The sequence below is a fragment of the Streptomyces sp. NBC_00154 genome, assembly GCF_026342835.1.
Lineage (GTDB): Bacteria > Actinomycetota > Actinomycetes > Streptomycetales > Streptomycetaceae > Streptomyces.
Window position 1 is genome coordinate 967,147 of sequence record NZ_JAPEMI010000001.1, and the last position, 25,932, is coordinate 993,078.

Here is a 25,932-nt window from a genome sequence, read left to right on the forward strand (position 1 = left end):
ATCACTGCGGCGATCACGAGACGGCCTGTGCGGGCAGGTCGGTACCGATCGGAACGTATCCCGACACCGCCCTGAGCGTCAGGACCATGGTCATGCCGCCACCGGGGGTGTCCTCGGCGTCGAGGGTGCCGCCCATGGACTCCACGAAGCCGCGGGCGACGGCGAGCCCCAGACCGACTCCGGCGCCGCGCGGGGCGTCGCCGTAGCGCTGGAAGGGTTCGAAGATCCGCTCCTTGCCCTCGTCGGGGACGCCGGGGCCGCGGTCGGCCACCCGGAGCTCGACCCGGGCGCCGAGCGCGCTGGCGGCCACGGTGACGCGTTCCCCGTCGGGGCTGTACTTGACGGCGTTCTCGACGATGTTCGCGACGGCCCGCTCCAGCAGCCCCGGGTCGACGGCGACCATCGGCAGCGTCTCGGGGATGTCCAGGTCGACGCTGCCCTCCGGTACGCCTCCGAGCGCCATCGGGACCACCTCGTCGAGGTCGATCTCGCGGATCAGGGGGGTGACGGTGCCGGTCTGCAGCCTCGACATGTCGAGGAGGTTGCCGACCAGATGGTCGAGACGGTCGGCGCCGTTCTCGATACCTTCGAGGAGCTCCGCCTCATCCGCCTCCGACCAGGCCACGTCGTCGGAGCGCAGCGAGGTGACGGCGGCCTTGATGGCGGCCAGCGGGGTCCGTAGATCGTGGCTGACGGCGGCGAGGAGCGCAGTCCGTATCCGGTTCCCCTCGGCGAGCCGCCGAGCCTCCTCCGCCTCCCCGACCAGGCGCTGCCGGTCGAGTACGACGGCGGCCTGGGCGGCGAACGCGCCGAGCACCCGGCGGTCCTCGGCGGGCAGCACCCGGCCGGAGAGCGCGAGCGCCATGTGGTCGCCGACGGGCATGTCCACATCGGCGTCCTCGGGGCGGGAGACGGGCGCAGGGCCGACACTGCCCGCGCAGGTCCACGGATCGACGTCGCTGCGCCGCTCCAGGAGTGCCACGGACTCCATGGCGAAGGTCTCGCGGACCCGGTCCAGCAGGGCGTCCAGGGTGGTCTCGCCCCGCAGCACGCTGCCGGCCAGGAAGGACAGGATCTCGGACTCGGCGCGCAACCGGGCCGCCTGATGGGTACGACGGGCCGCCAGGTCGACGACGGAGGCCACTGCCACGGCGACCGCGAAGAAGATCACGATGGCGACGAAGTTCCTCGGGTCCTGCACCGTCAGGGTGTGGGTCGGCGGGGTGAACCAGTAATTCAGCAGCAGCGAGCCGACGGCCGCGGACGCGAGGGCGGGCAGCAGCCCGCCGAGCAGGGCTGCGGCGACCGTCATGAAGAGGAAGAGCAGGACGTCGTTGGCGAGCCCCGGACCGTTCGACATGCTGGTCAGGAGCAGCGTGAGCAGGACCGGACCGCCGACCCCGGTCAACCAGCCCCAGATGATCCGTGCGCGGCCGAGCCGGGCGCCGCGGGCGATCGGCAGTCCGCGGCCCTTGGCGACCTCGTCGTGCGTGACGATGTGGACGTCGAGGTCGGGGCCGGACTCGCGGGCGACGGTGGCGCCGACGCCGGGGCCGTAGATGTACTGCCAGGCCTTGCGACGGCTGGAGCCGAGCACGATCTGGGTGGCGTTGACCCCCCGGGCGAACGCGAGGAGTGCCGCGGGTATGTCGTCGCCGATGACGTGGTGGAACGTACCGCCGAGGTCCTCGACGAGGGTGCGCTGAGCGGTGAGTTCCTTGGGCGACGCGGAGGTCAGTCCGTCGCTGCGGGCGATGTAGACGGCGAGGATCTCGCCACCGGAACCCTTGGCGGCCATCCTGGACGCGCGGCGGATGAGCGTACGGCCCTCGGGTCCGCCGGTGAGTCCGACGACGATGCGTTCGCGGGCCTGCCAGGTGGTGCTGATGTTGTGTTCGCCGCGGTACTGCTGGAGGTACTCGTCGACCCGGTCGGCGACCCAGAGCAGGGCGAGCTCGCGCAGGGCGGTGAGATTGCCCGGGCGGAAGTAGTTGGACAGGGACGCGTCGATCCGGTCCGGCTTGTAGACGTTGCCGTGGGCCATCCGGCGGCGCAGCGCCTGAGGCGACATGTCGACCAGCTCGATCTGGTCCGCCCGGCGGACGACCTCGTCGGGAACGGTCTCACGCTGCCGTACGCCGGTTATCGACTCGACGACGTCGCCGAGCGACTCAAGGTGCTGGATGTTGACGGTGGAGACGACGTCGATGCCCGCCTGGAGCAGCTCCTCGACGTCCTGCCAGCGCTTGGCGTTGCGGGAGCCCGGCACATTGGTGTGGGCCAGTTCGTCCACCAGGGCTACGGCCGGGGCACGGTCCAGGACCGCGTCGACGTCCATCTCGGTGAAGACGGTGTCCCGGTAGTCGATCGCGCGGCGCGGGACCTGCTCCAGGCCGTGCAGCATGACCTCGGTGCGCGGCCGATCGTGGTGTTCCACGAACCCGACGACGCAGTCGGTGCCCCGCTCCACCCGGCGGTGGGCCTCGGAGAGCATCGCGTACGTCTTGCCGACGCCCGGTGCCGCACCCAGGTAGATCCGAAGCTTGCCGCGTGCCATGGCCCCATTGTCTTTCAGATGAGCGACTGCGGCCGATGCGGCAGCCGCTCTCGAAGCTACCTCGAATATTTACGACAAAGGGGATGCAAGGTCGGGCAGAAGACCGAATTGACAGAATTCTGATGCGTCGAACCGGGCAGCCAAAGGGGTGCCCGGGGCGAGCCCGGACACCCCTTTTCCGCCCGCTACGCGCGCTCGGCGATGAGCCCGTCGCTCAGCTCCAGCACGCGGTCCGCGAGCCCCAGCAGCTGCGCATCGTGCGTCGCCACCAACGCGGTCACCCCCTCGCTCCGCACCACCGCCCGCAACAGCTCCATCACGGCGAGCCCCGTCTCCGCGTCGAGCTGTCCCGTCGGCTCGTCCGCGATCAGCAGCGCGGGCCGGTTGGCGAGCGCGCGGGCGATCGCGACGCGCTGCTGCTGGCCGCCGGAGAGCTCCCCGGGCCGCTGCGCACCGTGGTCGCCGAGCCCGACCAGGGAGAGCAGCAACGCCACCCGGTCCTCCCGCTCGCGCGGGTCCACCTTGCGCAGCCGCATCGGTACGCCGACGTTCTCCGCGGCGGTCAGGATCGGGATCAGGCCGAACGACTGGAAGATGAAGCCGATCCGGTCCCGGCGCAGCTCCAGCAGCCCGTCCTCGCCGAGCTCGGAGAGGTCCGTGCCGTCGACGGTGATCCGGCCGCGGTCGGGGCTGTCGAGGCCGCCGACCAGGTTCAGCAGGGTTGTCTTGCCGGAACCCGAGCGCCCCTTGAGTGCGACGAGTTCGCCGCGCGGCACGTCGAGGGAGATCCCGCGCAGCGCGTGGACGGCGCCCGCGCCGGTTCCGTACGAGCGGTGCAGGTCCTCGATGCGCACCATCGGCCCGCGGGCCGGGCCCTCGGCGACCGCCGTGCCGCCCTGCCTGCCTGTGCTCTTTCCGTCGGTGCTGTCGGTCATGCGCTCCCCCGTGCGTGGTCGGTTCCCGTCGGCCGCCAGTATGTGCATGAGGCACACGGCCGGGCAATGGCCGAAGCTCTCCTGGCGGGCACGGCGCCGGGCCGCCGTGGTCCGTACAGCATGACCACGGCGGCCCGGCGCATCCGTCGGCGGAGGATCAGCCTCCGTTCACCAGCTCGTTGAGTGCGATGTTGAGCTGCAGGACGTTGACCCGCGGCTCCCCCACGAATCCGAGGATCCGGCCGTCGGTGTGCTGCTCCACCAGCTTCTCCACCTGGTCGACGCCGAGGTGGTTCCGCTCGGCGACACGGCGCACCTGGAGCTGTGCGTACTGCGGGGAGATGTCCGGGTCGAGACCGGAGCCGGAGGAGGTGACGGCGTCGGCCGGCACGGCCGAGGGGCTGACCGGGTGGCCGGGCACGGAGTTGTCCTTGACGACGGCGGCCTTGGCGGCGGTGACCCAGTCGATCAGGTCCTTGTTGTCGCCGGACCGGTTGGTCGCACCGGACAGGATCAGCTTGTACTGGGTGTTGACGCTGTTGCTGCCGAGGCCGTTGGACGGGCGCGGCTGGAACCACTTGAGGTCCGGGGCCGCGGTCTCCTCACCCTTCTTCAGCGGCAGGTCGTAGCGCTGGCCGATGAGTTCGGAGCCGACGACCTTGCCGTTCGCCGTGATCTCGGAACCGTTGGCCTTGCCCGGGAGGATGCCCTGGGCGACACCGGTGACGGCGAGCGGGTAGATCACGCCGCAGACGATCGTGAGGACGAGCAGGGCACGCAGCCCGGCCCAGAGCAGCCGAACGGTGTTTCCTGCGGAGTTGTTCATGGAGGTCATGGCGCGATCAGCCGATTCCGGGAATGAGGGAGAGGATCAGGTCGATGATCTTGATGCCGATGAACGGGGCGACCAGGCCGCCGAGTCCGTAGATCCCGAGGTTGCGGCGAAGCATCGAGTCGGCGCTGCTCGGCCGGTAGCGCACGCCCTTCAGGGCGAGCGGCACCAGCGCGATGATGATCAGCGCGTTGAAGACGACTGCGGAGAGGATCGCGGACTGCGGCGAGGACAGCTGCATGATGTTCAGCTTGTCCAGGCCCGGGTAGACCACCGCGAACATCGCCGGGATGATCGCGAAGTACTTCGCGACGTCGTTGGCGATCGAGAAGGTGGTCAACGCACCGCGGGTGATCAGCAACTGCTTGCCGATCTCGACGATCTCGATGAGCTTGGTCGGGTTGGAGTCCAGGTCCACCATGTTCCCGGCCTCCTTGGCGGCCGAGGTGCCGGTGTTCATGGCCACGCCGACATCGGCCTGGGCGAGCGCCGGAGCGTCGTTCGTACCGTCACCGGTCATCGCGACGAGCTTGCCGCCCGCCTGCTCACGCTTGATGAGGGCCATCTTGTCCTCGGGCGTGGCCTCGGCGAGGAAGTCGTCGACCCCCGCCTCCTCGGCGATGGCCTTCGCGGTCAGCGGGTTGTCGCCGGTGATCATCACCGTACGGATGCCCATCCGGCGCAGCTCGTCGAACCGCTCCCGCATCCCTTCCTTGACGACGTCCTTGAGATGGATGACGCCGAGGATCCGGGCACCCCGCTCGTCGTCGACGGCGACGAGCAGCGGGGTACCGCCCGCCTGTGAGATCCGGTCGGTGAGCGTGCGGGCGTCCGGCGAGACGGTGCCGCCCCGCTCCTCGACCCAGGCGACGACCGAGCCGGTCGCACCCTTACGGATCCTGCGTCCCTCGACGTCCACACCCGACATCCGGGTCTGTGCGGTGAAGCCGACCCACTCGGCCCCGACGAGCTCGCCCTGGTGGCGCTCTCGCAGTCCGTACTTCTCCTTCGCCAGGACGACGACGGAGCGGCCTTCGGGCGTCTCGTCGGCGAGCGAGGAGAGCTGGGCGGCGTCGGCCAGTTCGGCCTCCGTCGTGCCCTTGACGGGTACGAACTCGGCGGCCTGGCGGTTGCCGAGCGTGATGGTGCCGGTCTTGTCGAGCAGCAGCGTGGAGACGTCACCGGCGGCCTCGACGGCACGTCCCGACATGGCGAGCACATTGCGCTGGACGAGGCGGTCCATGCCCGCGATGCCGATCGCGGAGAGCAGCGCGCCGATCGTGGTCGGGATCAGGCAGACCAGCAGCGCGGTCAGGACGATCATCGACTGCCGCTGTCCCGCGTAGATCGCGAACGGCTGCAGGGTGACGACCGCGAGCAGGAAGACGATGGTGAGGGACGCGAGCAGGATGTTCAGCGCGATCTCGTTGGGGGTCTTCTGCCGAGCAGCGCCCTCGACCAGGGCGATCATCCGGTCGATGAACGTCTCGCCGGGCTTGGTGGTGATCTTGATGACGATGCGGTCGGAGAGCACCTTCGTACCACCGGTGACCGCGCTGCGGTCGCCGCCCGACTCGCGGATGACCGGCGCCGACTCCCCCGTGATGGCGGACTCGTCGACGCTGGCGACACCCTCGACGACGTCACCGTCACCGGGGACGATGTCACCGGCCTCGCAGACCACCAGGTCGCCGATGCGCAGATCGGTGCCCGGTACGCGCTCCTCGTTCTTCCCGACGAGCCGGCGCGCGACCGTGTCGGTCTTTGCCTTGCGCAGCGTGTCGGCCTGGGCCTTGCCGCGGCCCTCGGCGACCGCCTCCGCCAGGTTGGCGAAGATCGTGGTGAGCCAGAGCCACGCGGCGATCGCCCAGCCGAACCAGTCGGTCGGGTCCAGGGCGGCCAGGACGGTGGTGAGCACCGAACCGGCCAGGACCACGAACATCACCGGTGACTTGACCATCACCCGGGGGTCGAGCTTGCGTACCGCGTCGGGGAAGGATTTGAGCAGCTGCTGGGGGTCGAACAGTCCCGCGCCGACGCGTCCTTCGTCCTTGTGGCCGGTCGGCGCGTCCTGGTGCGGAGCCCGGGTCGGAGTGGCTGTGGACATCGAGTCCTCTTGCTTCTCTATACGAGTGGTCATGACGCCAGCCCCTCGGCCAGCGGTCCCAGCGCGAGCGCCGGGAAGTAGGTCAGACCGGTGACGATCAGGATCGTGCCGACCAGCAGACCCGTGAACAGCGGCTTCTCCGTCCGCAGGGTGCCCGCCGTCGCCGGGACCGGCCTCTGCTCAGCCAGCGAACCCGCCAGCGCCAGGACGAACACCATCGGCAGGAACCGGCCCAGCAGCATCGCGAGCCCGATCGTGGTGTTGAACCACTGCGTGTCCGCGTTCAGACCCGCGAAGGCCGAACCGTTGTTGTTGGCACCCGAGGTGAACGCGTAGAGGATCTCGGAGAAGCCGTGCGCACCGGAGTTGGTCATCGAGTTGACCGGGGTGGGCAGGGCCATCGACGCGGCGGTGAAGATGAGCACCAGCGCCGGGGTGATCAGGATGTAGCAGGCCGCAAGCTTGATCTCACGGGTGCCGATCTTCTTACCGAGATACTCCGGCGTACGGCCGACCATCAGACCCGCGATGAACACCGCGATGATCGCCATGATCAGCATGCCGTAGAGGCCGGAACCGGTACCACCGGGGGCGATCTCACCGAGCTGCATACCCAGCATCGTGATACCGCCGCCGAAACCGGTGAACGAGGAGTGGAACGAGTTCACCGCACCCGTCGAAGTCAGCGTGGTGGACACCGCGAAGATCGACGAGCCACCGACCCCGAAGCGGGTCTCCTTGCCCTCCATCGCCCCGCCCGCGATGTCGAACGCCGGACCGTGGTGGGCGAACTCCGTCCACATCATCAACGCAACGAAACCGAGCCAGATCACGCCCATCGTCGCGAGGATCGCGTACCCCTGCTTGAGGGAGCCCACCATCCGGCCGAAGGTGCGGGTCAGCGCGAACGGAATGACCAGGAGCAGGAAGATCTCAAGAAGGTTGGAGAGCCCGTTGGGGTTCTCGAAGGGGTGGGCCGAGTTGGCGTTGAAGTAACCACCGCCGTTCGTACCCAGCTCCTTGATCGCCTCCTGCGAAGCGACCGCACCACCGTTCCACTCCTGCGACCCGCCCATGAACTGGCCAACCCCGTGGATACCGGCGAAGTTCTGGATCGCACCGCACGCCACCAGGGCAATCGCCCCGACCACGGAGAGCGGCAGCAGGATCCGTATGGTGCCGCGCACCAGGTCGGACCAGAAGTTGCCGAGCTCACCGGTGCGCGAGCGGGCGAAACCCCTCACCAGCGCCACCGCGACCGCGATACCCACAGCGGCCGAGACGAAGTTCTGCACCGCGAGGCCGCCGGTCTGCACGACATGGCCCATGGCCTGCTCGCCGTAGTACGACTGCCAGTTGGTGTTCGACACGAACGAGGCAGCCGTGTTGAACGCCTGGTCCGGATCGATCGAGGAGAAGCCGAGCGAGCCGGGCAGACTGCCCTGGAACCGCTGCAGCAGATAGAGGAAGAGAACGCTCACCGCGGAGAACGCCAGGACCCCGCGGAGGTAGGCGGGCCAGCGCATCTCCGTATCGGGATTGGCGCCGATGGACTTGTAGATCCATTTCTCGACGCGCAGGTGCTTCTTCGAGGAGTAGACGGCGGCCATGTAGTCGCCGAGGGGGCGGTACGCCAGACCCAGCGCCACCACGAGCGCGAGCAGCTGGAGCACACCAGCGAGGACGGGGCTCATATCGGGCTCAGAACCTCTCCGGGTACAGAAGGGCGAGGACGAGATAGCCCAGCAGGGCGACGGCCACGATCAGACCGACGATGTTCTCGGCAGTCACAGCTTCGCCACCCCCTTGGCAACAAGAGCCACCAGCGCGAAGACCGCGATCGTGGTGACGACGAAGGCCATGTCGGCCACCGTGTGCTCCTAGATGAGGACGGATTTTTCGGACCTCCTGAGCAAACCCCCGTCCGAAGCCCCTGTGGCCTGCGTTGATGCCTTTCTTACGGGGAGGGGCGCGCCCTTGACGGCGCCCATACGTGCCGCATACGCGCCCCATATACCCGCTGGTACGCGCGCCGCGCGGGCACGCAGAAGGCCGGTGGGCCGCACCTCCCTCGAAGGGAAGTACGGCCCACCGGCCTGAGCTGTTTCGAGCCGCGGTCGGCGGCTCAGCGCACCTCGGTGATCTCGGGTCCGCGCTGGAGCTGACCCATGCCACCGGAGAACTTCGAGCCCTCCTGGTCCTCCTGCTGCACGCCCTCGGGCACCATCTGGGCGTCGTTGGGGAGGTTGAGGACGATCGGGTCGCGCGGCGCCATCGGGCCCTCGCCACGGACGACCACGGTGTCCCGGAAGATCGTCTCCAGCAGCCCGGCGGCCTCCGGCTGCACGGCTCCCTGGCCGGAGATCACTCCGCGCAGGAACCAACGGGGCCCGTCGACGCCGACGAAGCGCACCAACTGCACGCCGTTCGTCCCGTCCGGAAGCTGTACGGGGACCTGCGCCCGCAGCTCCCAGCCCAGCGGGCCCTCGACCTCGTCGATGATCCCGCCCTGCTTGGTGATGCCGGTGGCGATCTCCTCGCGGACCTCGCCCCAGATGCCCTCTTTCTTGGGGGCGGCGAAGGCCTGCAGCTGGATCGCGCTGTCGCGCAGCACGACGGTGGCGGCGACGATCGCGTCTCCGGCGACCTCGACGCGCAGCTCCATGCCCTCGACCCCGGGGACAAAGATGCCGCCCAGGTCGACCCGGCCCTCGCCGGGCTGGGAGACCTCGTCGATGTCCCACGGTCCGTCCGGCCGCGGCGCCGGCGGGAGATTCACCCGGCGCGCACCGCTCTCGGCGGCGTCGGTGTCATCGAGCTCGTCGACGACCTGCTCGGCCTTGCGCGCTTCGTCCGCCACGTCCTCGGCGGAACCACTCTTCTTGCGACCGAACACGTCACTGTCCTTCCCGGTCGGGTACGACCGAAGCGTAGCTGTTCCCGCCCTGGGTGGTCCCGCCCCTGACGCCATCAACATCATCACCCGTGGCATGCCCGCCGGTGGATCCGAAACCACCCTCGCCCCGGGCCGAGCCGGGCAGCTCCGACACCTCGTGGAAGCGCACCTTCTCAACCTGCTGGACGACCAGTTGGGCAATCCGGTCGAACCGCTCGAACCGTACGGTCTCGCGCGGGTCGAGATTGATGACGATCACCTTGATCTCTCCACGGTACCCGGCATCAACCGTCCCCGGGGCATTCACGAGGGCGACTCCGCAGCGTGCTGCGAGGCCGGACCGCGGGTGCACGAACGCGGCGTACCCGTCGGGCAGGGCGATCGACACGCCGGTGGGCAGCACCACCCGTTCCCCGGGGGCGAGTTCGGCGGCCTCGGTGGTCACCAGGTCGGCCCCTGCGTCGCCCGGGTGCCCATACGCCGGAATCGGCACCTCCGGATCGACCCGGCGAATCAGTACATCGACGGGATGGCGCATCACGGGTTCACCTCGAAGGCTCGGACACGCTTGGCCTGGTCCGGGTCGGCCATCGCGGCCTGGATCTCGGCCGGGCGGCCGTTCTCGATGAAGTGGTCCACCTTGACCTCGATGAAGAGTGCCTCGGCGAGGACCGCGACAGGCCCGTCCGGGCCGCCGATCCGGCCGGTCGCTCGGGAGTAGATCTTCCGGCCGTGCACGGCAGTGATCTCGGCGTCCAGGTGCAGCACGGTGGCCACCGGCACGGGCCGCACGAAGTCGGTCTCCAGCCGCCCGGTCACCGCGATCACCCGCAGCAGCCAGTTCAGCGAGCCGAGCGTCTCGTCCAGCGCGGTGGCCAGTACGCCGCCGTGCGCCAGTCCCGGAGCGCCCTGGTGGGCGGGCTTCACGGTGAACTCGGCGGTGACACTCACACCCTCGCCGGCCCGCGCCTGGAGGTGCAGGCCGTGCGCCTGCCCCCCACCGCAGCCGAAACAGTGTTCGTAGTGCGAACCGAGGAGCTCGCCAGGGGCCGGGGCGTCGGGGTGCCGGACCGGTTTCACCGCGTCGGCCGGTGGCTTCAGAGCCGCAGATGTTCCACTCACAGGCGCAGACCTTACCCGCGCGGGTACCCGCAGGTCGCACCGTGCCAAGCTTGGGTTCATGCAGCCTTCCACCCCGCCTTTCGACGAACGTCTGACCGCGCCCCGTTCGTGGTGGCTCATCGCCTTCCTGATCGGTGTCGCCTGCGCCCTGATGCTGCTGCCGCTCGGCACCCTGCCGCTGCTGGGCGGCCTGGTCGGCGGCACGGCCCTGGCCTCGCTCGCGGTCAGCTCGTACGGCTCCGCCCGGATCCGGGTGGTGGCGGGCGCGCTGGTCGCGGGCGACGCCCGGATCCCGGTGTCGGCGCTCGGCACGGCCGAGGTGCTGGACGCCGAGGAGGCGCGCGCGTGGCGCTCGTACAAGGCGGACACCCGCGCGTTCATGCTGCTGCGCAGCTACATCCCCACGGCGGTACGGGTGGAGGTCACCGACCCGCAGGACCCGACCCCGTACATCTATCTGTCGACCCGGGAGCCGCAGGCCCTGGTGGCGGCGCTCACGGCGGTACGGGCGTAGGACGCACGGCCGGCGGGGCACGAGGTTCAGCCCTCGATCTCCTTCGGGAGGCCCTTGTACAGCTTCCGGGGCCGCTCCAGCGGCGGCTGCTCCGAAAGCCGGTCCCAGGGGACCTGCCCCTTGCGCAGGTCCTTCCTGACCTGCTCGGCAAGCTTCTTCGTGTCGCGGCGGTTCATCATCGCGCCGACGGCGGCGCCGACCATGAACGGAATCAGGTTCGGCAGGTCGCGCGCCATGCGCTTCATGATCTGCTGGCGCAGCTCCCGCTTCATCTGGCCGCCCAGCGCCGCATTGATCGTCGTGGGGTGGCCGGCGTCGATGCCTCGCTCCTCCGTCCAGGAGGTGAGGTACGCGGTGCTGCGCTGGGCGAGGCCGCCCGGCGGCCGCTGACCGTAGACCTCGTGCAGTTCGGCCACGAGTTTCATCTCGATCGCGGCCACACCGGTGATCTCCGCGGCCAGCTCGGCGAGCATGGCCGGCGGTACGGGCATCATGGCCGCCGCGCCGATACCGGCGCCCACGGTGGCCGTGCCCTTGCTCGCGCCCGCGACGAGTTTGTCGGCGAGCTCCTCGGGACCGAGTCCCGGGAACTGCCTGCGCAGGGTCGCAAGGTCGCGCACAGGGACGCGGGGAGCCGTTTCGATGATCCGGTCGGCGATATGACCGATCGCCGCCCTGGCGCTCTCCCCGCTCTTGCGGACGCCCCGTTTCACTGATTGCAGACGGCCTGCCCCGGTCACGGGCTCCGTCCTGTCGACCTGCTGCTCGGCCCCATCGGCCGCGTCGACTGCTGGTGCTGCTACTCGTCCTGCTTGTGCCACCTCTGCCGCGATGGCGGCTTCAACTGCTTCGAGCGAGGCCCAGCGGCCCCGCTCGTCGTCAGACTCGCCCGGAGAGGGTGGCAGGGCGGACCGCTCGGCAGGCGCTGCTACGCCTTCCACCGGGCCTGTACCGCCCTGATACGCCTCCGACGACCTCTTACGCCACAAGCGCCGTTTCCGGAACGGTGTGTCGCCTGCCACGGCCGACCGAACCTAGTCGCAGTCGCGGCAGATCGGCTGGCCGTTCTTCTCGCGAGCCAGCTGACTCCGGTGGTGCACGAGGAAGCAGCTCATGCACGTGAACTCGTCGGCCTGCTTGGGCAGAACCCTTACAGCGAGCTCCTCATTGGACAGGTCTGCGCCGGGCAGCTCCAGTCCTTCGGCCGCGTCGAACTCGTCGACGTCGACGGCGGACGCCGTCTTGTCGCTCCGGCGTGCCTTGAGCTCTTCAAGACTGTCCTGGTCGACGTCGTCGTCGGTCTTGCGTGGGGTGTCGTAATCCGTTGCCATTTGTCGCACTCCCCCTCTGGGTGTCTGCGGTGTCTCAGCGCACGTAACGCGTGAGAGGCCGGACTTGTGCCCGACCCGAGGCGGAGATTTTGCCTCACATCAAGGTCTGTTACTCAATCGACACCCGAGCGGACCTCTCGAGAGCGATCGGCTTGGGTGGCGAAGGGGACCGTACACGGTCCGAACGCCGTGCTTCACGAGCGCCACCCCGTGTACTTCCCGTGATATCGACCCCCGAAAACCCCGACTTTTGCCGGATTTTTGGTGGGAGGCCTGATCACGGAGCGTGGATGGCCCGAAATTCGCTCCTGTGATCGATCACACACAGCCTTTCCGGGCACGGGTCCCGAAAATTCCGCTCAAAGCGAACAGGTCGATCTGGGTACGAATCGCTCGGACCAGCCTCTCAGACAGGCAGGGTGACGCGCATCACGAGACCACCACCCTCACGGGGCTCCGCGATGATACGGCCGCCATGAGCGCGCGCCACGGACCGCGCGATCGACAGGCCGAGCCCGACCCCCTTGTCGCTGCCCGTTCGCTCTGTACGGAGCCGTCTGAAGGGCTCGAAGAGGTTGTCGATCTCGTATGCCGGTACCACCGGGCCGGTGTTCGAGACCACCAGCACCGCCTGGCCCGGCTGCAGCTCGGTGGTGACCTCCACCCAGCCCTCCTCCGGGACGTTGTAGCGCACGGCGTTCTGCACGAGGTTCAGCGCGATCCGCTCCAGCAGCACACCGTTGCCCTGGACGACGGCGGGCACGATCTCGCCGCGGAACTCCACGCCCTTCTCCTCGGCCTCGCCGCGCGTCTGATCGAGCGCCCGGGAGGCGACCTCGGCCAGGTCGACCGGTTTGCGCTCGATGATCTGGTTGTCGCTCCGGGCGAGCAGCAGCAGGCCCTCGACCAGCTGCTCGCTGCGCTCGTTGGTGGCCAGCAGGGTCTTGCCCAGCTGCTGGAGCTCCGGCGGTGCCTGCGGGTCGGAGAGATGGACCTCCAGCAGCGTGCGATTGATCGCGAGCGGGGTGCGCAGCTCGTGCGAGGCGTTCCCGACGAACCGCTGCTGTGCGGTGAAGGCCCGTTCCAGCCGGTCGAGCATGTCGTCGAAGGTGTCGGCGAGCTCCTTGAGCTCGTCGTCCGGACCGTCCAGCTCGATCCGCCGGGACAGGTCCGTACCGGCGACCTGGCGGGCGGTCCTGGTGATCCGGCCCAGCGGGGAGAGCACCCGCCCCGCCATCGCGTAACCGAAGGCGAAGGCGATGACGCTCAGGCCGACGAGGGCCAGCAGCGAGCGGTTCAGGAGCGTGTCGAGCGCCTGCTGCCGCTGATGGTTGACGCACGAGTTCATGGCCGCGTTGACAGCGCTCGGCGACGATCCCTCACCGGACAGGTTGCACACGTCGCTGGACACCTGGCCGCTCACGATCTTGAACGGCAGCTCGCTGCCCACGTGCAGGGCCTGTGCGGCCAGCATGTAGATGATCGAGAGCAGCAGGATGCCGGCGATCAGGAACATCCCGCCATACAGGAGGGTGAGCCGTATCCGGATGGTCGGGCGCAGCCAGGGGTACGGGGGCTCCAGCTGTTTGGGGTCCCAGGTGGGCTTCGGGGGCGCCGTGGGTGGCGCCGGGGCGGCGGACACCGGCGGTCAGATCCGGTAGCCGGAGCCGGGCACGGTGACGATCACCGGCGGCTCCCCGAGTTTGCGGCGCAGCGTCATGACCGTCACCCGCACGACATTGGTGAACGGGTCGGTGTTCTCGTCCCAGGCCTTCTCCAGCAGCTGCTCCGCCGAGACGACCGCTCCCTCGCTGCGCATGAGCACCTCCAGCACGGCGAACTCCTTCGGCGCGAGCTGGATCTCGTGCTCGTCGCGGAAGACCTCGCGGCGGTTGGGGTCCAGCTTGATGCCGGCGCGCTCCAGGACGGGCGGCAGCGCGACCGTCGTACGGCGTCCGAGGGCCCGTACCCGCGCGGTCAGCTCGCTGAAGGCGAACGGCTTGGGCAGATAGTCGTCGGCGCCGAGCTCCAGTCCCTCCACACGGTCGCTGACGTCCCCGGATGCGGTGAGCATGAGCACCCGGGTCGGCATGCCGAGCTCGACGATGCGACGGCAGACGTCGTCGCCGTGCACCAGGGGGAGGTCCCGGTCCAGCACCACCACGTCGTAGTCGTTGACCTCGATGCGCTCCAGGGCGGCCGCACCGTCGTACACGACGTCGACGGCCATGGCCTCCCGGCGCAGTCCGGTGGCCACCGCATCGGCGAGCAGCTGCTCGTCCTCCACGACGAGTACGCGCACGGCGCTGTCCTTCCTTTGAAACTTCAGAACGTCCGAATGAGCGCACGGACCGTGATCCGGGCCGCTCAGCAGCACTGTCTGTGCGGCACCATCCTGCCCGCAACGCGTATAAACCGGCGGTAAGGCGGCACGGCACGACCTGCGGCTTCCGGGAATTCACCGGATTTCCGGGCCAGTTGAGGTTTCTCTGAGCCCGGGGCTGGGGAGGACGAATTCACACCCGCGATCACGCCATGTATGTGGCACTCCACGGCCGCTCCGTCCCCCGGAGAGTGCGTGATCACCCGCCCTACCGCCCTCGGCGGAGGGAAACCCGGGCACACCCCCGTGCCACCGACCCACGACGAGGGGGCGCACTATGGACGCTTTCACCGCCGGTCTGCTGCAACGAATCAGGACCACCGAGTCCGACCTCACCCGTGCTCGTGAGACGGGCGACGACTTCCTCGCGGACGTCGAGCAGGGAGAACTGGACGACCTGCATCGCCTGGCCGCCGAGCACGGCGTCGAAATCGGCGCCACGGCCGTCTGAGTCGACGGCACAGGGCCCCGGCGTCGCCAGCGACGCCGGGGCCCTGTGCCGTCCGTGAACGTCCGCCGCAGCCCCTACCAGGGGCTTTACCGGCGGTGCCGTCAGTCGTGCCAGGCGCCCAGCTCCTCCAGCAGTACCTGCAAGGGCTCGAAAACGCCCGGGGTGGCGGCCAGTGTCAGCTCGCCGTCGGCGGCCAGCCCTGGCCGCCCGCCGGTGCGAGCGCCCGCCTCCCGGGCGATCAGGTCACCGGCCGCGAGGTCCCAGGGGTGGAGCCCGCGCTCGTAGTAGCCGTCCAGCCGGCCGGCGGCGACGTCGCAGAGATCGATGGCGGCCGAGCCTCCGCGCCGGATGTCGCGCAGCTTCGGGATCAGCTGCTGGACGACATCCGCCTGGTGCCTACGGACGTCGGTGACGTAGTTGAAGCCGGTGGAGACCAGCGCCTGATCGAGCGGCGGCGCGGGCCGGCTGCGCAGCGCGGCACCCTCGCCGTACGCCCCGCCGTTTGCGTACGCACCGCCGCCGAGGACCGCGAAGTACGTCTCGCCGCGCATCGGGGCCTCCACCACGCCCACGACCCGCTCACCGTCCCGCTCGGCGGCGATCGAGACGGCCCATGTCGGCAGTCCGTAGAGGTAGTTCACCGTGCCGTCGAGCGGGTCGATGACCCAGCGGACGCCGCTGCTGCCCACGGAGCTGGCGCCCTCCTCACCGAGGAAGCCGTCCTGGGGACGGTGCTCCGCGAGGAAACCGGTGATCAGCTTCTCGGCGGCGATGTCCATCTCGGTGACGACATCGATGGGGCTGGACTTCGTCGCAGCCACGCCCAGATCGGCGGGGCGGCCGTCGCGCAGCAGCGCACCGGCGCGCCTGGCGGCCTCCTGTGCGAGGTCGAGCAGTTCGGACAGGACGGGGTCGGTCACAGAAGACACAGAGGTCACAGCGGTACAGCGCTCCTAGGCGTAGGGACTGTCGGCACCCGCGGCAGCGGGCTTCGGGGCACGGGCCGGGCAGCAGCCGACGGGACAGAGGTCGTGGCTCGGGCCGAGCGCCCCGAGCGCGCACCGCTCCACCGGGCGTCCCTGCTCGGTGGCGGCGCGCTCCAGCACCAGCTCGCGTACGGCCGCGGCGAACCGCGGGTCGGCGCCGACCGTCGCGGACCGGCGGACCGGCAGGCCGAGCTCGGCGGCCTTCGCGGTGGCCTCGGTGTCGAGGTCGTACAGGACTTCCATGTGGTCCGAGACGAAGCCGATGGGGGCCATCACCACGGCGGGCACGCCCTCCCCGTGGAGCGTCTCCAGGTGGTCGCAGATGTCGGGCTCCAGCCACGGGATGTGCGGGGCACCGCTGCGCGACTGGTAGACGAGCTGCCACGGGTGGTCGGTACCGGACTCCTCGCGGACCGCGTCGACGATCAGCCGTGCGACGTCGAGATGCTCGGCCACATAGGCGCCACCGTCACCGTGCGTCTCCTCGGGGCCGGAGGTGTCGGCGGCGGAGGTGGGGATGGAGTGCGTGGTGAAGGCGAGGTGGGCCCCGGTCCTGACGTCCTCGGGGAGATCGGCCAGCGACTTCAGGACGCCGTCCACCATGGGCCGTACGAAGCCGGGGTGGTTGAAGTAGTGCCGGAGCTTGTCGACGCGTGGCACCGGCAGCCCTTCGGCATCCAGGGCGGCGAGCGACTCGGCGAGGTTCTCGCGGTACTGACGGCACCCGGAGTACGAGGCGTAGGCACTGGTGGCGAGGACGGCAATGCGGCGGTGCCCGTCGGCGACCATCTCGCGCAGGGTGTCGGTGAGGTACGGGGCCCAGTTGCGGTTGCCCCAGTACACCGGCATATCGAGTCCGTGTTCCGCGAAGTCCTTGCGCAGGGCGTCCAGCAGGGCCCTGTTCTGGGCGTTGATCGGGCTGACGCCGCCGAACAGGAAGTAGTGCTTGCCGACCTCCTTGAGCCGCTCCTCGGGGATGCCGCGGCCGCGCGTCACGTTCGCCAGGAACGGGACCACGTCGTCCGGACCTTCGGGTCCGCCGAAGGAGAGCAGCAGCAGGGCGTCGTAGGGAGCGGGAGCGCACAGATCGGACATGGGAATGATCCTGCCACCCGCCTGTGACAGCGCGTCGACCGACGTCCACCGGCGCGCCCGTGGGGCACCCGTCGCGGTGTCCTGCACAGTTGGCCGCCCGTAAGCTGTAGCGGCCACCTTCACGCATTACACCCGCGCATGACCTCGCTGTACCGGAGCCCCGCTTGCCCAGTCCCTACCGCGCGATATTCGCCGCCCCCGGCACCAAGGGGTTCTCGGCGGCCGGCTTCTTCGGCCGGATGCCGCTGTCCATGATGGGCATCGGCGTGGTCACCATGGTGTCCCAGATCACCGGCCGATACGGGCTCGCGGGCGCGCTCTCCGCGACGCTGGCGATGTCGGCCGCGGTGCTCGGCCCGCAGGTCTCCCGGCTCGTCGACCGGCACGGGCAGCGGCGCGTCCTGCGCCCCGTCACCCTGGTCGCGATAGCGGCGGTGGCCGGTCTGCTCATCTGCGCACAGCAGCGGTTGCCGGACTGGACGCTCTTCGTCTTCGCGGCGGGCGCCGGCTGCGTCCCCAGTGTGGGTGCGATGACCCGGGCCCGCTGGGCGGAGATCTACCACGGTTCGCCGCAGCAGCTGCACACCGCGTACTCGTGGGAGTCGATCGTCGACGAGGTGTGCTTCATCTTCGGGCCGATCGTCTCGATCGGCCTGTCCACCGCCTGGTTCCCCGAGGCGGGTCCACTGCTGGCCGCCGGTTTCCTGCTCGTCGGTGTCTTCTGGCTGACTGCCCAGCGTGCCACGGAGCCGGTGCCGCACCCTCGCGAGCAGCACAGCAGCGGCTCGGCGCTGCGCTCCCCCGGTCTTCAGGTGCTCGTGGCCACCTTCGTGGCGATTGGCGCCATCTTCGGAGCGGTCGATGTGGTGACGGTGGCCTTCGCCGAGGACCACGGCCACAAGGCCGCGGCGAGCCTGGTGCTGGCCGTGTACGCGCTGGGGTCCTGCCTCGCCGGAGCCGTCTTCGGGCTGCTGAGCCTCAAGGGAGAGCCGGCCACCAGGTGGCTGGTGGGGGTGTGCGCGATGGCCGTGAGTATGATCCCCCTCCAACTGGCCGGGAACCTGCCGTTTCTGGCCGTGGCGCTCTTTGTCGCGGGCCTCGCCATCGCACCGACGATGGTGACCACCATGGCCCTCGTCGAGCAGCACGTACCACGCGCCAAGCTGACCGAGGGCATGACCTGGACCGGTACCGGGCTCGCCGTCGGTGTGGCGCTCGGCTCCTCGGCCGCAGGCTGGGTGGTCGACGCGTCCGGGGCTGCGGCGGGGTACACGGTGCCCGTCGTGGCGGGAGCGCTCGCGGCCGCGGTGGCGTTCCTGGGGTATCGCCGGCTGGCCGAGCCGGTTCCTACGGGGAGGCGCGGGGAAGATGACCGACACCTACGCACGGACGACGACGAGCGCGTGGCGTAACTGGGCAGGCAATGTCACCGCCCGTCCGGCACGGACCGCTTCCCCCGCATCCGTCGACGAGCTGGTTCAGGCACTGCGAAGGGCCTCCGAGGACGGTCTGAAGGTGAAGCCGGTCGGCACCGGCCACTCGTTCACCGCGACCGCGGCCACCGACGGCCTCCTGATCCGCCCCGATCTGCTCACCGGCATCCGGGAGATCGACCGCAAGGCGATGACGGTGACCGTCGAGGCAGGCACCCCGCTGAAGCGGCTGAACGCCGCGCTCGCCCGGGAGGGCCTGTCGCTCACCAACATGGGCGACATCATGGAGCAGACGGTCGCCGGGGCCACCTCGACCGGCACCCATGGCACCGGCCGCGACTCGGCGTCCATATCGGCCCAGATCCGCGCCCTGGAACTGGTCACGGCGGACGGCACGGTGCTGACCTGCTCCGAGAAGGAGAACGCCGACATCTTCGCCGTCGCCCGGATCGGGCTCGGCGCCCTCGGTGTCATCACGGCGATCACGTTCGGCGTGGAGCCGGTCTTCCTGCTGACGGCCCGTGAGGAGCCGATGGCCTTCGACCGGGCCACGACCGACTTCGATCAGCTGGTCGCCGAGAACGAGCACTTCGAGTTCTACTGGTTCCCGCACACCGGCAACTGCAACACCAAGCGCAACAACCGCAGCGCGGGCCCCGCCGCTCCGCCCGGCAAGGTCAGCGGCTGGATGGAGGACGAGCTCCTCTCCAACGGGATCTTCCAGGTGGCCTGTTCGCTCGGCCGGGCGGTCCCCGCAGCCATCCCGTCGATCGCCAAGCTCTCCAGCCGCGCCCTGTCGGCCCGTACGTACACCGACATCCCGTACAAGGTCTTCACCAGCCCGCGCCGGGTCCGCTTCGTGGAGATGGAGTACGCCCTTCCGCGCGAGGCCGCCGTCGAGGCGCTGCGCGAGCTGAAGGCGATGGTCGACCGTTCACCGCTGCGGATCAGCTTCCCGGTGGAGGTCCGCACGGCCCCCGCGGACGACATCGCGCTCTCCACGGCCTCGGGCCGGGAGACCGCGTACATCGCCGTCCATCTCTACAAGGGCACGCCCTACCAGGCGTACTTCACCGCGGTCGAGCGCATCATGACCGCCCATGGCGGCCGCCCGCACTGGGGCAAGGTCAACACCCGCGATGCCGAGTACCTGGCCGGGGTGTATCCGCGGTTCGGCGAGTTCACCGCTGTACGCGACCGGCTCGACCCGGACCGGCTGTTCGGCAACGACTATCTGCGCCGGGTGCTGGGCGACTGACCACGACAGCAGCCGGTCACCGACCGGTGTCCGTGCCGGTCGTGGCGGGGGCCTCCTGCCCCGGGGCGATGCCCGCGCCGGTGGGGTCCGGGGCAGCGCCGCTGCCGTCACCGCTCGCCGTCGGGGTGGGCGTGGGGGCCGGAGTCGTCCCGTCGCCACCACCTGGGCTGGACGGTGTGGGGGTGGGCGTCGGTTCAGCCGTGGGACTGTCCCCCTGTCCCGTGCCCGGGCTCCCGCTCTGCCCGTCCTGCGAGTCCGTGCCCGGCGTCCCACCGCGCTCCTGACCCGGCGTCCGCCCCTGACCCGGATCGCCGCTGACCGAAGGCGCCGGGTCGTCGTGCCCCGGGCCTTGGGGCCCACCGCGCACGACGGAGCCGACGGTCGTTCCCTGACCACCGCTCAGATCGTTGCCGGAGATCAGCTCGTACGTGGTGATGCCGGCCATCGAGACGGCGAAGACCGCCACCGCGCCGAGCGCGGGCCGCTTCCAGCCGCGGATCCGGGTGCCATGGGTGGTGGACGCGGTGAACTCCTCGTCCAGGGCTGCCGGACACGACGCGAGCGGCCGGATCCCGTTGTCGGTGAGCGGCTCCAGCAGTTGCGTACGGTCCGGGTCGGCCGTCACTGTACGGAGCACCGTCGTAACGTTCACGGATCCGTCGGACAACCGTGGCCCGCTCCCCGATCCATACGCCTCGCGCGCCCCACGGGTGTCCCGCGTCTCCCGCGTATATACCGTGACTTCGCGGATCTGCTCGCCCGTGCGGCGGAAGAAGTGCTGGAAGACGGAGCCGCCGCAGGTGGCGACGACGCTCATCACTCCGGCTCCGAGAATCGTTCCGTACACGCCCAGTTGCGAGGCTGCCACGGCTGCCGCGATCGCTGCCACGGCGCTCCCCGCCACCTGCGGCACGTTCAGATCTATACGCCTTTCCTTGGGTTCTATGTCAGTTTCCGGCTTCTGCACCATTCCCAGCCCTTGATTGACATCTCTCCCACCATGCAACAGGAAGGGACAATTGGGCGAAGTAAATGGTTCCACTTCAGGCGATTCTGTGAAGCAGGACACGCATCATGGGCATATCGCGGCCAAGTGGGTAGCTGAACTCCCGTGCTTGACGAGAACTTCGGCGGCGCGCCGGTCCACCCACATGGCCCGAATGGAGTACTGTGGCGAGCCCTGGGGCCGGACTCCCACGTGGTGTCCGGGATCTTCGGGAGGGGGCCGAAGGAGGCACTCGATCCGGCGGCGCCACGGCATCGCACGGAGGCCAGCTACGCAGGGTGACAAGTAGTCACTCAGCGTCGCACAAGAGGTCACCGTGTCATACCGGCGATCAAGGGCTCACGCCCGACACGCCGGGCAACACGGCAATGTTGTGGCAGGCTGCACCCGGGCAGGCCACACTCGACTAGCGGAAGCAGCGACGCACGTGACGTCGGCAGGCACCACCCGGGAGGTCCCCATGCCCGAACTGCGTGTCGTGGCCGTCTCCAACGACGGCACACGACTGGTGCTCAAGGCTGCGGACAGCACGGAGTACACGCTTCCGATCGACGAGCGGCTGCGCGCCGCCGTGCGCAACGACCGCGCGCGGCTCGGCCAGATCGAGATCGAGGTGGAGAGCCACCTCCGCCCCCGCGACATCCAGGCCCGCATACGAGCCGGTGCCTCCGCGGAGGAGGTCGCTCAGTTCGCCGGAATTCCGGTCGACCGTGTCCGACGCTTCGAGGGCCCCGTGCTCGCCGAACGCGCCTTCATGGCCGAGCGGGCCCGGAAGACTCCCGTGCGCCGTCCCGGCGAGAACACCGGCCCCCAGCTCGGCGAGGCGGTGCAGGAACGACTCCTGCTGCGCGGCGCCGACAAGGAAACCGTCCAGTGGGACTCGTGGCGTCGTGACGACGGCACCTGGGAAGTCCTGCTCGTGTACCGGGTCGCGGGCGAGCCGCACTCGGCGAGCTGGACGTACGACCCGCCGCGCCGGCTGGTGCAGGCCGTGGACGACGAGGCGCGTTCGCTGATCGGCGAGACCGACGATGTCGCCGCGCCGGAGCCGAGCTTCCCGTTCGTTCCGCGGATCGCCCGGCTGCCCCGCGACCGGCCGCTGGACCGTGCCCTCGACCGCCAGATGGAACGGCCCGCTCCGCCACCCCCGCCCGAGCCGGACGAGCGCATCGTCACCGCCTCGGCCAGTGAGCGTGACTCGCTGACCAGCCTGCTGGAGGCGGTACCGAGCTTCCGCGGCGACATGGTGGTGCCGGAGCGTCCCGCGCCGCCCGAGCCGCCGCCGACCACTTCTGCCGCGCAGGAGCCGGAGGCCGACGAGCCGCCGGCCGCGGCGGCCTCCGCCGGCGCCGGTTCCGCCTATGCGGATGTGCTGATGCCGCGAGCGGTGGCCGGCCACCGCGACCGGCTGACCGGCACGACGGACCGCCAGGCCGAGGCGGACGGCGTCCGTCCGGGCCGCCGGGCCGCGGTGCCGAGCTGGGACGAGATCGTCTTCGGCACCCGCCGCAAGAAGCAGGACTGACCGGGGTGACCGTGGCATGACGAGGGCCCGTACGCCGCTGCGTACGGGCCCTCGTGCTGTCCGCTCATCCGACCGGAACCTATTAGCGCAGTTCCGGTTACGGACAGGGCCGACGCCGCTACTGCGGATCGGGACCCTTGGCGACCGGCCGGGACTCATCGGCGGACCACTCGGACCAGGAGCCCGCATACAGCGCAGCGGGGATGCCGGCGACGGCCAGGGCCAGCACCTCGTGTGCGCCGGAGACGCCGGAGCCGCAGTAGACAGCGACCTCCGGCGCGCCGTCCGTGCCGAGATCCTTGAACCGGGCCGCCAGCACCTCTGCAGGCAGGAACCGCCCGTCGGCGCCGGTGTTCTCGGAGGTCGGGGCCGAGACCGCGCCCGGGATATGACCACCGACCCGGTCGATCGGCTCCACATCGCCCCGGTAGCGCTCCGCGGCCCGGGCGTCGAGCAGCAGGCCGGAGCGGGCCGTTGCCGCGGCGCCGTCGGCGTCGAGCAGGGGCAGTGCACCCGGTACGGGCCTGAAGTCGCCCTCGGCAGGGGTAGGCGTCTCGGTGGAGAGCTCGCCCTCCCATGCGGCGAGACCGCCGTCCAGCACGCGGACATCCGGGTGCCCCGTCCAGCGCAGCAACCACCAGGCGCGCGCGGCGGCCCAGCCCTGGCCGCCGTCGTAGACCACTACGGGAGTGTCCCGGCAGACGCCGGCGCGACGCATCGCTGCGCCGAATTTCTCCGGGTCCGGCAGCGGATGACGGCCGGCGCTGCCTGCAGGTCCGGCAAGTTCCGTGTCCAGATCGACAAAGACCGCGCCCGGGATGTGCCCGGCCTCGTAGTCGGGGAGGCCGTGCGGACCGCCGAGTTGCCAACGTACGTCCAGGAGCACCGGCGGACGCGGCCCCGCCGATTCGCTCACGCATTCGGATGCGGAGATGATGGGCTTCATGGGTGCCATCCTCGCGCAGGAGGCGGCCCACCCGTAACAGCATCGAATCGGACACATCGCAATAAACCGGGCTTCCTCTGTCGACATACCGGAAAATGCGGCGCGGCCGGGACGCTTCGTGCGCCGGGTGGTGCAAGCATCTGCACGGGGCGCACACCTCTCGCACCGCCGGTCGGCGCGTCGGCCCCGTTCCCCCCGTACGGCCACCACGATGGTCCGAGAAGAGAGTGACGATGACCGAGGCTGCCGCCCGGCGCACACCCGGAACACCTTGCTGGGTGAGCCTGATCGTGCACGGTCTGTGTACGACGCAGGAGTTCTACGCCGACCTGTTCGGCTGGGAGTTCGCGCCCGGCCCGGACCAGCTGGGCCCCTACGTCCGCGCGCTGATCGACGGGAAAGAGGTCGCGGGCATCGGGCAGCTGCCGCCCGACCGGCACCTGCCGGTCGCCTGGACGACATACCTGGCCACCGACGACGCCGACGTGACGGCGGAGACGATCCGCTCCTGCGGGGGGACGGTCGGCGTCGGGCCGCTCGACGCGGCCGAAGCAGGCCGGATGGCCATCGTCTCCGACCCGAGCGGGGCCGTCTTCGGGATCTGGCAGGCCGCAGCGCACATCGGTACGGCGCTCGCGGGGGCTCCCGGAACCCCGGTCTGGAACGAGCTGGTGACCAGCGAGACCTCGACGGTCGCCAAGTTCTACCAGGCGGTCTTCGGATTCGAGCCGGAAGCGGTCGTCTCGGCCGACTTCGACTACCAGACGCTTCATCTGGACGGCCGCCCGGTGGCCTCGCTGCACGGCGTCGGCCGCGCGCTGCCGCGCGACCGCGGTCCGCACTGGATGACGTACTTCGAGGTCGCCGACACCGACGAGGCCGCCGCGCGGGTGGTGGACCTCGGCGGGCATGTGCTGCAGCCACCGCGGGAGGGATCGAGCGGCCGCGTGGCGACGGTCGCGGACCCGGAGGGCGCGGTCTTCACGATCGTGCGGTCGGCGGATCGCTGATCCCCCAGCGCCGGTCGCCGCGCCACCCGAACCCCTTCCGTTCGTTCGTGCGGACCCTTACCGGTCCCCGGCGGCGAGCGCCGGTTCGATGCGCAGCAGGAGGCCCGGCCACCCCTCGCCCATGCCGTGGAACGCCGCTTTGCCCATAGGTGAGTCGAGGTCGAACCCGGCGTGTTCCAGGAACAGCCGGGTGCCCGTCCCCTCGGCCTGAAGCCGCCAGGTGATCGTGGTGTCCAGCGAATCGGGGGCAAAGCTGTAGCGCAGGAGGCGCTCGGGCTCGACAGCGAGCACCTCGCACGCCTGCTGCCCCCAGGGGCCCATGTCCAAGGTGAAGCGGTGCCCCACGACGGGCCGCACGTCACCGGCGGCCCACCACCGCGCGTGCAGTTCGGGTTCGGTCAGTGCCCGCCAGACCGCCGCCGGCGGATGGGCGATGAACTGGTCGCAATGAATGACGGACGGCTCTGCACCGGTCATCGGTTCTCCTCGTCGATCAGGTCGCTCAGCGCGCCCATCCGGGCCCGCCAGTAGCGTTCGAAGGGATGCAGCCACTCGACCGCCTCGGCCAGTGGGGCTGCTTCCAGGTGGTAGTAGCGGTACCGCCCCCGCGGTTCCTCACGCACCAGCCCCGCCCCTCTGAGCACCGCCAGGTGCTCGGAGACCGCGGGCCTGCTCAGCTCGAACGCGCCGGCGAGATCCCCCGCCGCGCGTGGGCCGTCGCGGAGAGCTTCCAGGAGCGTGCGCCGCACCGGGTTGGCCAGAGCGCTGAACACATCTGCTGCCGCCATGCCCACCATGATGCGTCGGAAAACTCCGACACGTCAAACGCGCGCAGACGAGGCAGGCAGCGGGTGGCGGCTCTGCGGTCGGCAGGAGGCGGATCAGCCCGGCGTGACCGGCAGAACGTCCGGCGACAGTGCGCCCGCGCGGGCCGTCGCGCTGGTCATCCTGCGCTGGTGGTGGCGCCTGCACAGCACCTCGTAACCCACCTCGCCCGCCAGCTGGTTGACATCCCCCACCACAACCTGGGCGCCTTCGACGACCATCTCGCCGCCCACCGTGCGAGCGTTGTGCGTGGCCCGTGCACCGCACCAGCAGAGCGCCTCGACCTGGAGGGTCTCGACCCGGTCGGCCAGCTCGATGAGGCGCTGGGACCCCGGGAACAACTTGGTCCGGAAGTCGGTGGTGATCCCGAACGCGAAAACGTCCAGGCCGAGGTCGTCGACGACCCGGGCGAGCTGGTCGATCTGTACAGGGGCGAGGAACTGGGCCTCGTCCACGATCACGTAGTCCGCCCGGCCGCCGCGGGTGACGTGGTCGACGAGGTGTGCGTACACATCCATGTCCTCATCGGCCTCGACGGCCTCCGTGACCAGCCCCAGCCGCGACGAGAGCTTGCCCTCCCCCGCCCGGTCGTCACGGGTGAAGATCACACCTTGCAGACCGCGGGCCGACCGGTTGTGGCCGATCTGCAGCGCCAGCGTGCTCTTTCCGCAGTCCATCGTTCCGGAGAAGAACACAAGCTCGGGCATGAGGGGTTGAGCA

General features: G+C 70.0%; 26 protein-coding genes. 6 read left to right on the forward strand and 20 right to left on the reverse strand.

Annotation, left to right across the window (positions count from 1 at the left end; translation table 11 throughout):
* Positions 1-13 precede the first annotated feature (13 nt).
* The 9 genes from OHA03_RS04280 to OHA03_RS04320 form a co-directional block, all read right to left on the reverse strand.
* A complete protein-coding gene (locus OHA03_RS04280; RefSeq protein ID WP_267000884.1) occupies positions 14-2,557 on the reverse strand; it encodes an ATP-binding protein in 2,544 nt (847 codons plus the stop codon).
* Between the two features lie 185 nt (positions 2,558-2,742).
* The gene (locus OHA03_RS04285) at positions 2,743-3,492 is read right to left on the reverse strand and encodes an ABC transporter ATP-binding protein (RefSeq protein ID WP_267000886.1); all 750 of its coding nucleotides are present in this window, start codon (positions 3,490-3,492) and stop codon (positions 2,743-2,745) included.
* Between the two features lie 157 nt (positions 3,493-3,649).
* Positions 3,650-4,318 carry a potassium-transporting ATPase subunit C gene (locus OHA03_RS04290; RefSeq protein WP_267000888.1) on the reverse strand — a complete coding sequence of 223 codons (669 nt, stop codon included), beginning with the start codon at positions 4,316-4,318 and terminating at the stop codon, positions 3,650-3,652.
* Between the two features lie 16 nt (positions 4,319-4,334).
* Positions 4,335-6,464: a potassium-transporting ATPase subunit KdpB gene (gene kdpB, locus OHA03_RS04295; protein ID WP_267000890.1), complete on the reverse strand. Its 2,130-nt coding sequence runs from the start codon at positions 6,462-6,464 to the stop codon at positions 4,335-4,337.
* Positions 6,461-8,125, reverse strand: a complete 1,665-nt coding sequence (kdpA, locus tag OHA03_RS04300; protein WP_267000893.1) for a potassium-transporting ATPase subunit KdpA — start codon at positions 8,123-8,125, stop codon at positions 6,461-6,463. Before kdpA ends, kdpB begins: the two co-directional genes overlap by 4 nt.
* A gap of 7 nt (positions 8,126-8,132) precedes the next feature.
* A complete protein-coding gene (gene kdpF / locus OHA03_RS04305) occupies positions 8,133-8,222 on the reverse strand; it encodes a K(+)-transporting ATPase subunit F (protein WP_037701211.1) in 90 nt (29 codons plus the stop codon).
* Between the two features lie 334 nt (positions 8,223-8,556).
* On the reverse strand, positions 8,557-9,327 hold the full coding sequence (locus OHA03_RS04310) for a DUF3710 domain-containing protein (RefSeq protein WP_267000895.1): 771 nt from the start codon (positions 9,325-9,327) through the stop codon (positions 8,557-8,559).
* A gap of 1 nt (position 9,328) precedes the next feature.
* Positions 9,329-9,865 carry a dUTP diphosphatase gene (dut, locus tag OHA03_RS04315; RefSeq protein WP_267000897.1) on the reverse strand — a complete coding sequence of 179 codons (537 nt, stop codon included), beginning with the start codon at positions 9,863-9,865 and terminating at the stop codon, positions 9,329-9,331.
* Positions 9,865-10,449: a PaaI family thioesterase gene (locus OHA03_RS04320; RefSeq protein WP_267000899.1), complete on the reverse strand. Its 585-nt coding sequence runs from the start codon at positions 10,447-10,449 to the stop codon at positions 9,865-9,867. Before OHA03_RS04320 ends, dut begins: the two co-directional genes overlap by 1 nt.
* Positions 10,450-10,507: 58 nt before the next feature.
* On the opposite strand from OHA03_RS04320, the gene OHA03_RS04325 reads away from it, so the two are divergent.
* On the forward strand, positions 10,508-10,963 hold the full coding sequence (locus OHA03_RS04325) for a DUF3093 domain-containing protein (protein WP_267000901.1): 456 nt from the start codon (positions 10,508-10,510) through the stop codon (positions 10,961-10,963).
* A 26-nt stretch (positions 10,964-10,989) separates the two neighbouring features.
* Here the strand turns inward: OHA03_RS04325 and OHA03_RS04330 are convergent, their stop codons facing one another.
* From OHA03_RS04330 to OHA03_RS04345, 4 genes are all read right to left on the reverse strand, one after another.
* Positions 10,990-11,985 (reverse strand): hypothetical protein, encoded by a 996-nt coding sequence (locus OHA03_RS04330; protein WP_267000903.1) that lies wholly within the window; start codon positions 11,983-11,985, stop codon positions 10,990-10,992.
* 12 nt (positions 11,986-11,997) lie between these two features.
* The gene (locus OHA03_RS04335) at positions 11,998-12,294 is read right to left on the reverse strand and encodes a DUF4193 domain-containing protein (protein ID WP_003965732.1); all 297 of its coding nucleotides are present in this window, start codon (positions 12,292-12,294) and stop codon (positions 11,998-12,000) included.
* Positions 12,295-12,700: 406 nt separating this feature from the next.
* Complete coding sequence (locus OHA03_RS04340) at positions 12,701-13,936, reverse strand: HAMP domain-containing sensor histidine kinase (RefSeq protein ID WP_267000905.1); 1,236 nt, start codon at positions 13,934-13,936, stop codon at positions 12,701-12,703.
* Between the two features lie 6 nt (positions 13,937-13,942).
* A complete protein-coding gene (locus tag OHA03_RS04345; RefSeq protein WP_030927249.1) occupies positions 13,943-14,596 on the reverse strand; it encodes a response regulator transcription factor in 654 nt (217 codons plus the stop codon).
* 358 nt (positions 14,597-14,954) lie between these two features.
* Between OHA03_RS04345 and OHA03_RS04350 the strand changes: the two genes are divergently transcribed.
* Positions 14,955-15,128 (forward strand): hypothetical protein, encoded by a 174-nt coding sequence (locus OHA03_RS04350; RefSeq protein ID WP_267000908.1) that lies wholly within the window; start codon positions 14,955-14,957, stop codon positions 15,126-15,128.
* A 101-nt stretch (positions 15,129-15,229) separates the two neighbouring features.
* Here the strand turns inward: OHA03_RS04350 and OHA03_RS04355 are convergent, their stop codons facing one another.
* Positions 15,230-16,048 carry an inositol monophosphatase family protein gene (locus OHA03_RS04355; RefSeq protein ID WP_267000910.1) on the reverse strand — a complete coding sequence of 273 codons (819 nt, stop codon included), beginning with the start codon at positions 16,046-16,048 and terminating at the stop codon, positions 15,230-15,232.
* A gap of 33 nt (positions 16,049-16,081) precedes the next feature.
* A complete protein-coding gene (locus OHA03_RS04360) occupies positions 16,082-17,209 on the reverse strand; it encodes a ferrochelatase (RefSeq protein WP_267000912.1) in 1,128 nt (375 codons plus the stop codon).
* A gap of 164 nt (positions 17,210-17,373) precedes the next feature.
* Between OHA03_RS04360 and OHA03_RS04365 the strand changes: the two genes are divergently transcribed.
* Complete coding sequence (locus OHA03_RS04365; RefSeq protein WP_267000914.1) at positions 17,374-18,621, forward strand: MFS transporter; 1,248 nt, start codon at positions 17,374-17,376, stop codon at positions 18,619-18,621.
* A complete protein-coding gene (locus OHA03_RS04370; RefSeq protein ID WP_267000916.1) occupies positions 18,578-19,900 on the forward strand; it encodes a D-arabinono-1,4-lactone oxidase in 1,323 nt (440 codons plus the stop codon). Before OHA03_RS04365 ends, OHA03_RS04370 begins: the two co-directional genes overlap by 44 nt.
* Before the next feature lie 16 nt (positions 19,901-19,916).
* Here OHA03_RS04370 and OHA03_RS04375 read toward each other — a convergent pair whose 3' ends face one another.
* Complete coding sequence (locus OHA03_RS04375) at positions 19,917-20,870, reverse strand: hypothetical protein (protein ID WP_267000918.1); 954 nt, start codon at positions 20,868-20,870, stop codon at positions 19,917-19,919.
* A 496-nt stretch (positions 20,871-21,366) separates the two neighbouring features.
* Here OHA03_RS04375 and sepH point away from each other — a divergent pair, with 496 nt between their 5' ends.
* Positions 21,367-22,431: a septation protein SepH gene (gene sepH / locus OHA03_RS04380; protein ID WP_267000920.1), complete on the forward strand. Its 1,065-nt coding sequence runs from the start codon at positions 21,367-21,369 to the stop codon at positions 22,429-22,431.
* A gap of 118 nt (positions 22,432-22,549) precedes the next feature.
* Here sepH and OHA03_RS04385 read toward each other — a convergent pair whose 3' ends face one another.
* Positions 22,550-23,377 carry a sulfurtransferase gene (locus tag OHA03_RS04385; RefSeq protein ID WP_267000923.1) on the reverse strand — a complete coding sequence of 276 codons (828 nt, stop codon included), beginning with the start codon at positions 23,375-23,377 and terminating at the stop codon, positions 22,550-22,552.
* 233 nt (positions 23,378-23,610) lie between these two features.
* Between OHA03_RS04385 and OHA03_RS04390 the strand changes: the two genes are divergently transcribed.
* Positions 23,611-24,387 carry a VOC family protein gene (locus OHA03_RS04390; protein ID WP_267000925.1) on the forward strand — a complete coding sequence of 259 codons (777 nt, stop codon included), beginning with the start codon at positions 23,611-23,613 and terminating at the stop codon, positions 24,385-24,387.
* Positions 24,388-24,444: 57 nt separating this feature from the next.
* Here the strand turns inward: OHA03_RS04390 and OHA03_RS04395 are convergent, their stop codons facing one another.
* The 3 genes from OHA03_RS04395 to OHA03_RS04405 all read right to left on the reverse strand — a co-directional run bounded on the left by OHA03_RS04395 (position 24,445) and on the right by OHA03_RS04405 (position 25,919).
* Positions 24,445-24,864, reverse strand: a complete 420-nt coding sequence (locus OHA03_RS04395; RefSeq protein WP_267000927.1) for an SRPBCC domain-containing protein — start codon at positions 24,862-24,864, stop codon at positions 24,445-24,447.
* Positions 24,861-25,184 carry a helix-turn-helix transcriptional regulator gene (locus tag OHA03_RS04400; protein WP_199919233.1) on the reverse strand — a complete coding sequence of 108 codons (324 nt, stop codon included), beginning with the start codon at positions 25,182-25,184 and terminating at the stop codon, positions 24,861-24,863. Before OHA03_RS04400 ends, OHA03_RS04395 begins: the two co-directional genes overlap by 4 nt.
* Positions 25,185-25,268: 84 nt before the next feature.
* Entirely contained in the window at positions 25,269-25,919 is a 651-nt protein-coding gene (locus OHA03_RS04405; RefSeq protein WP_267000932.1) for a thymidine kinase, read from the reverse strand.
* Positions 25,920-25,932 lie beyond the last annotated feature (13 nt).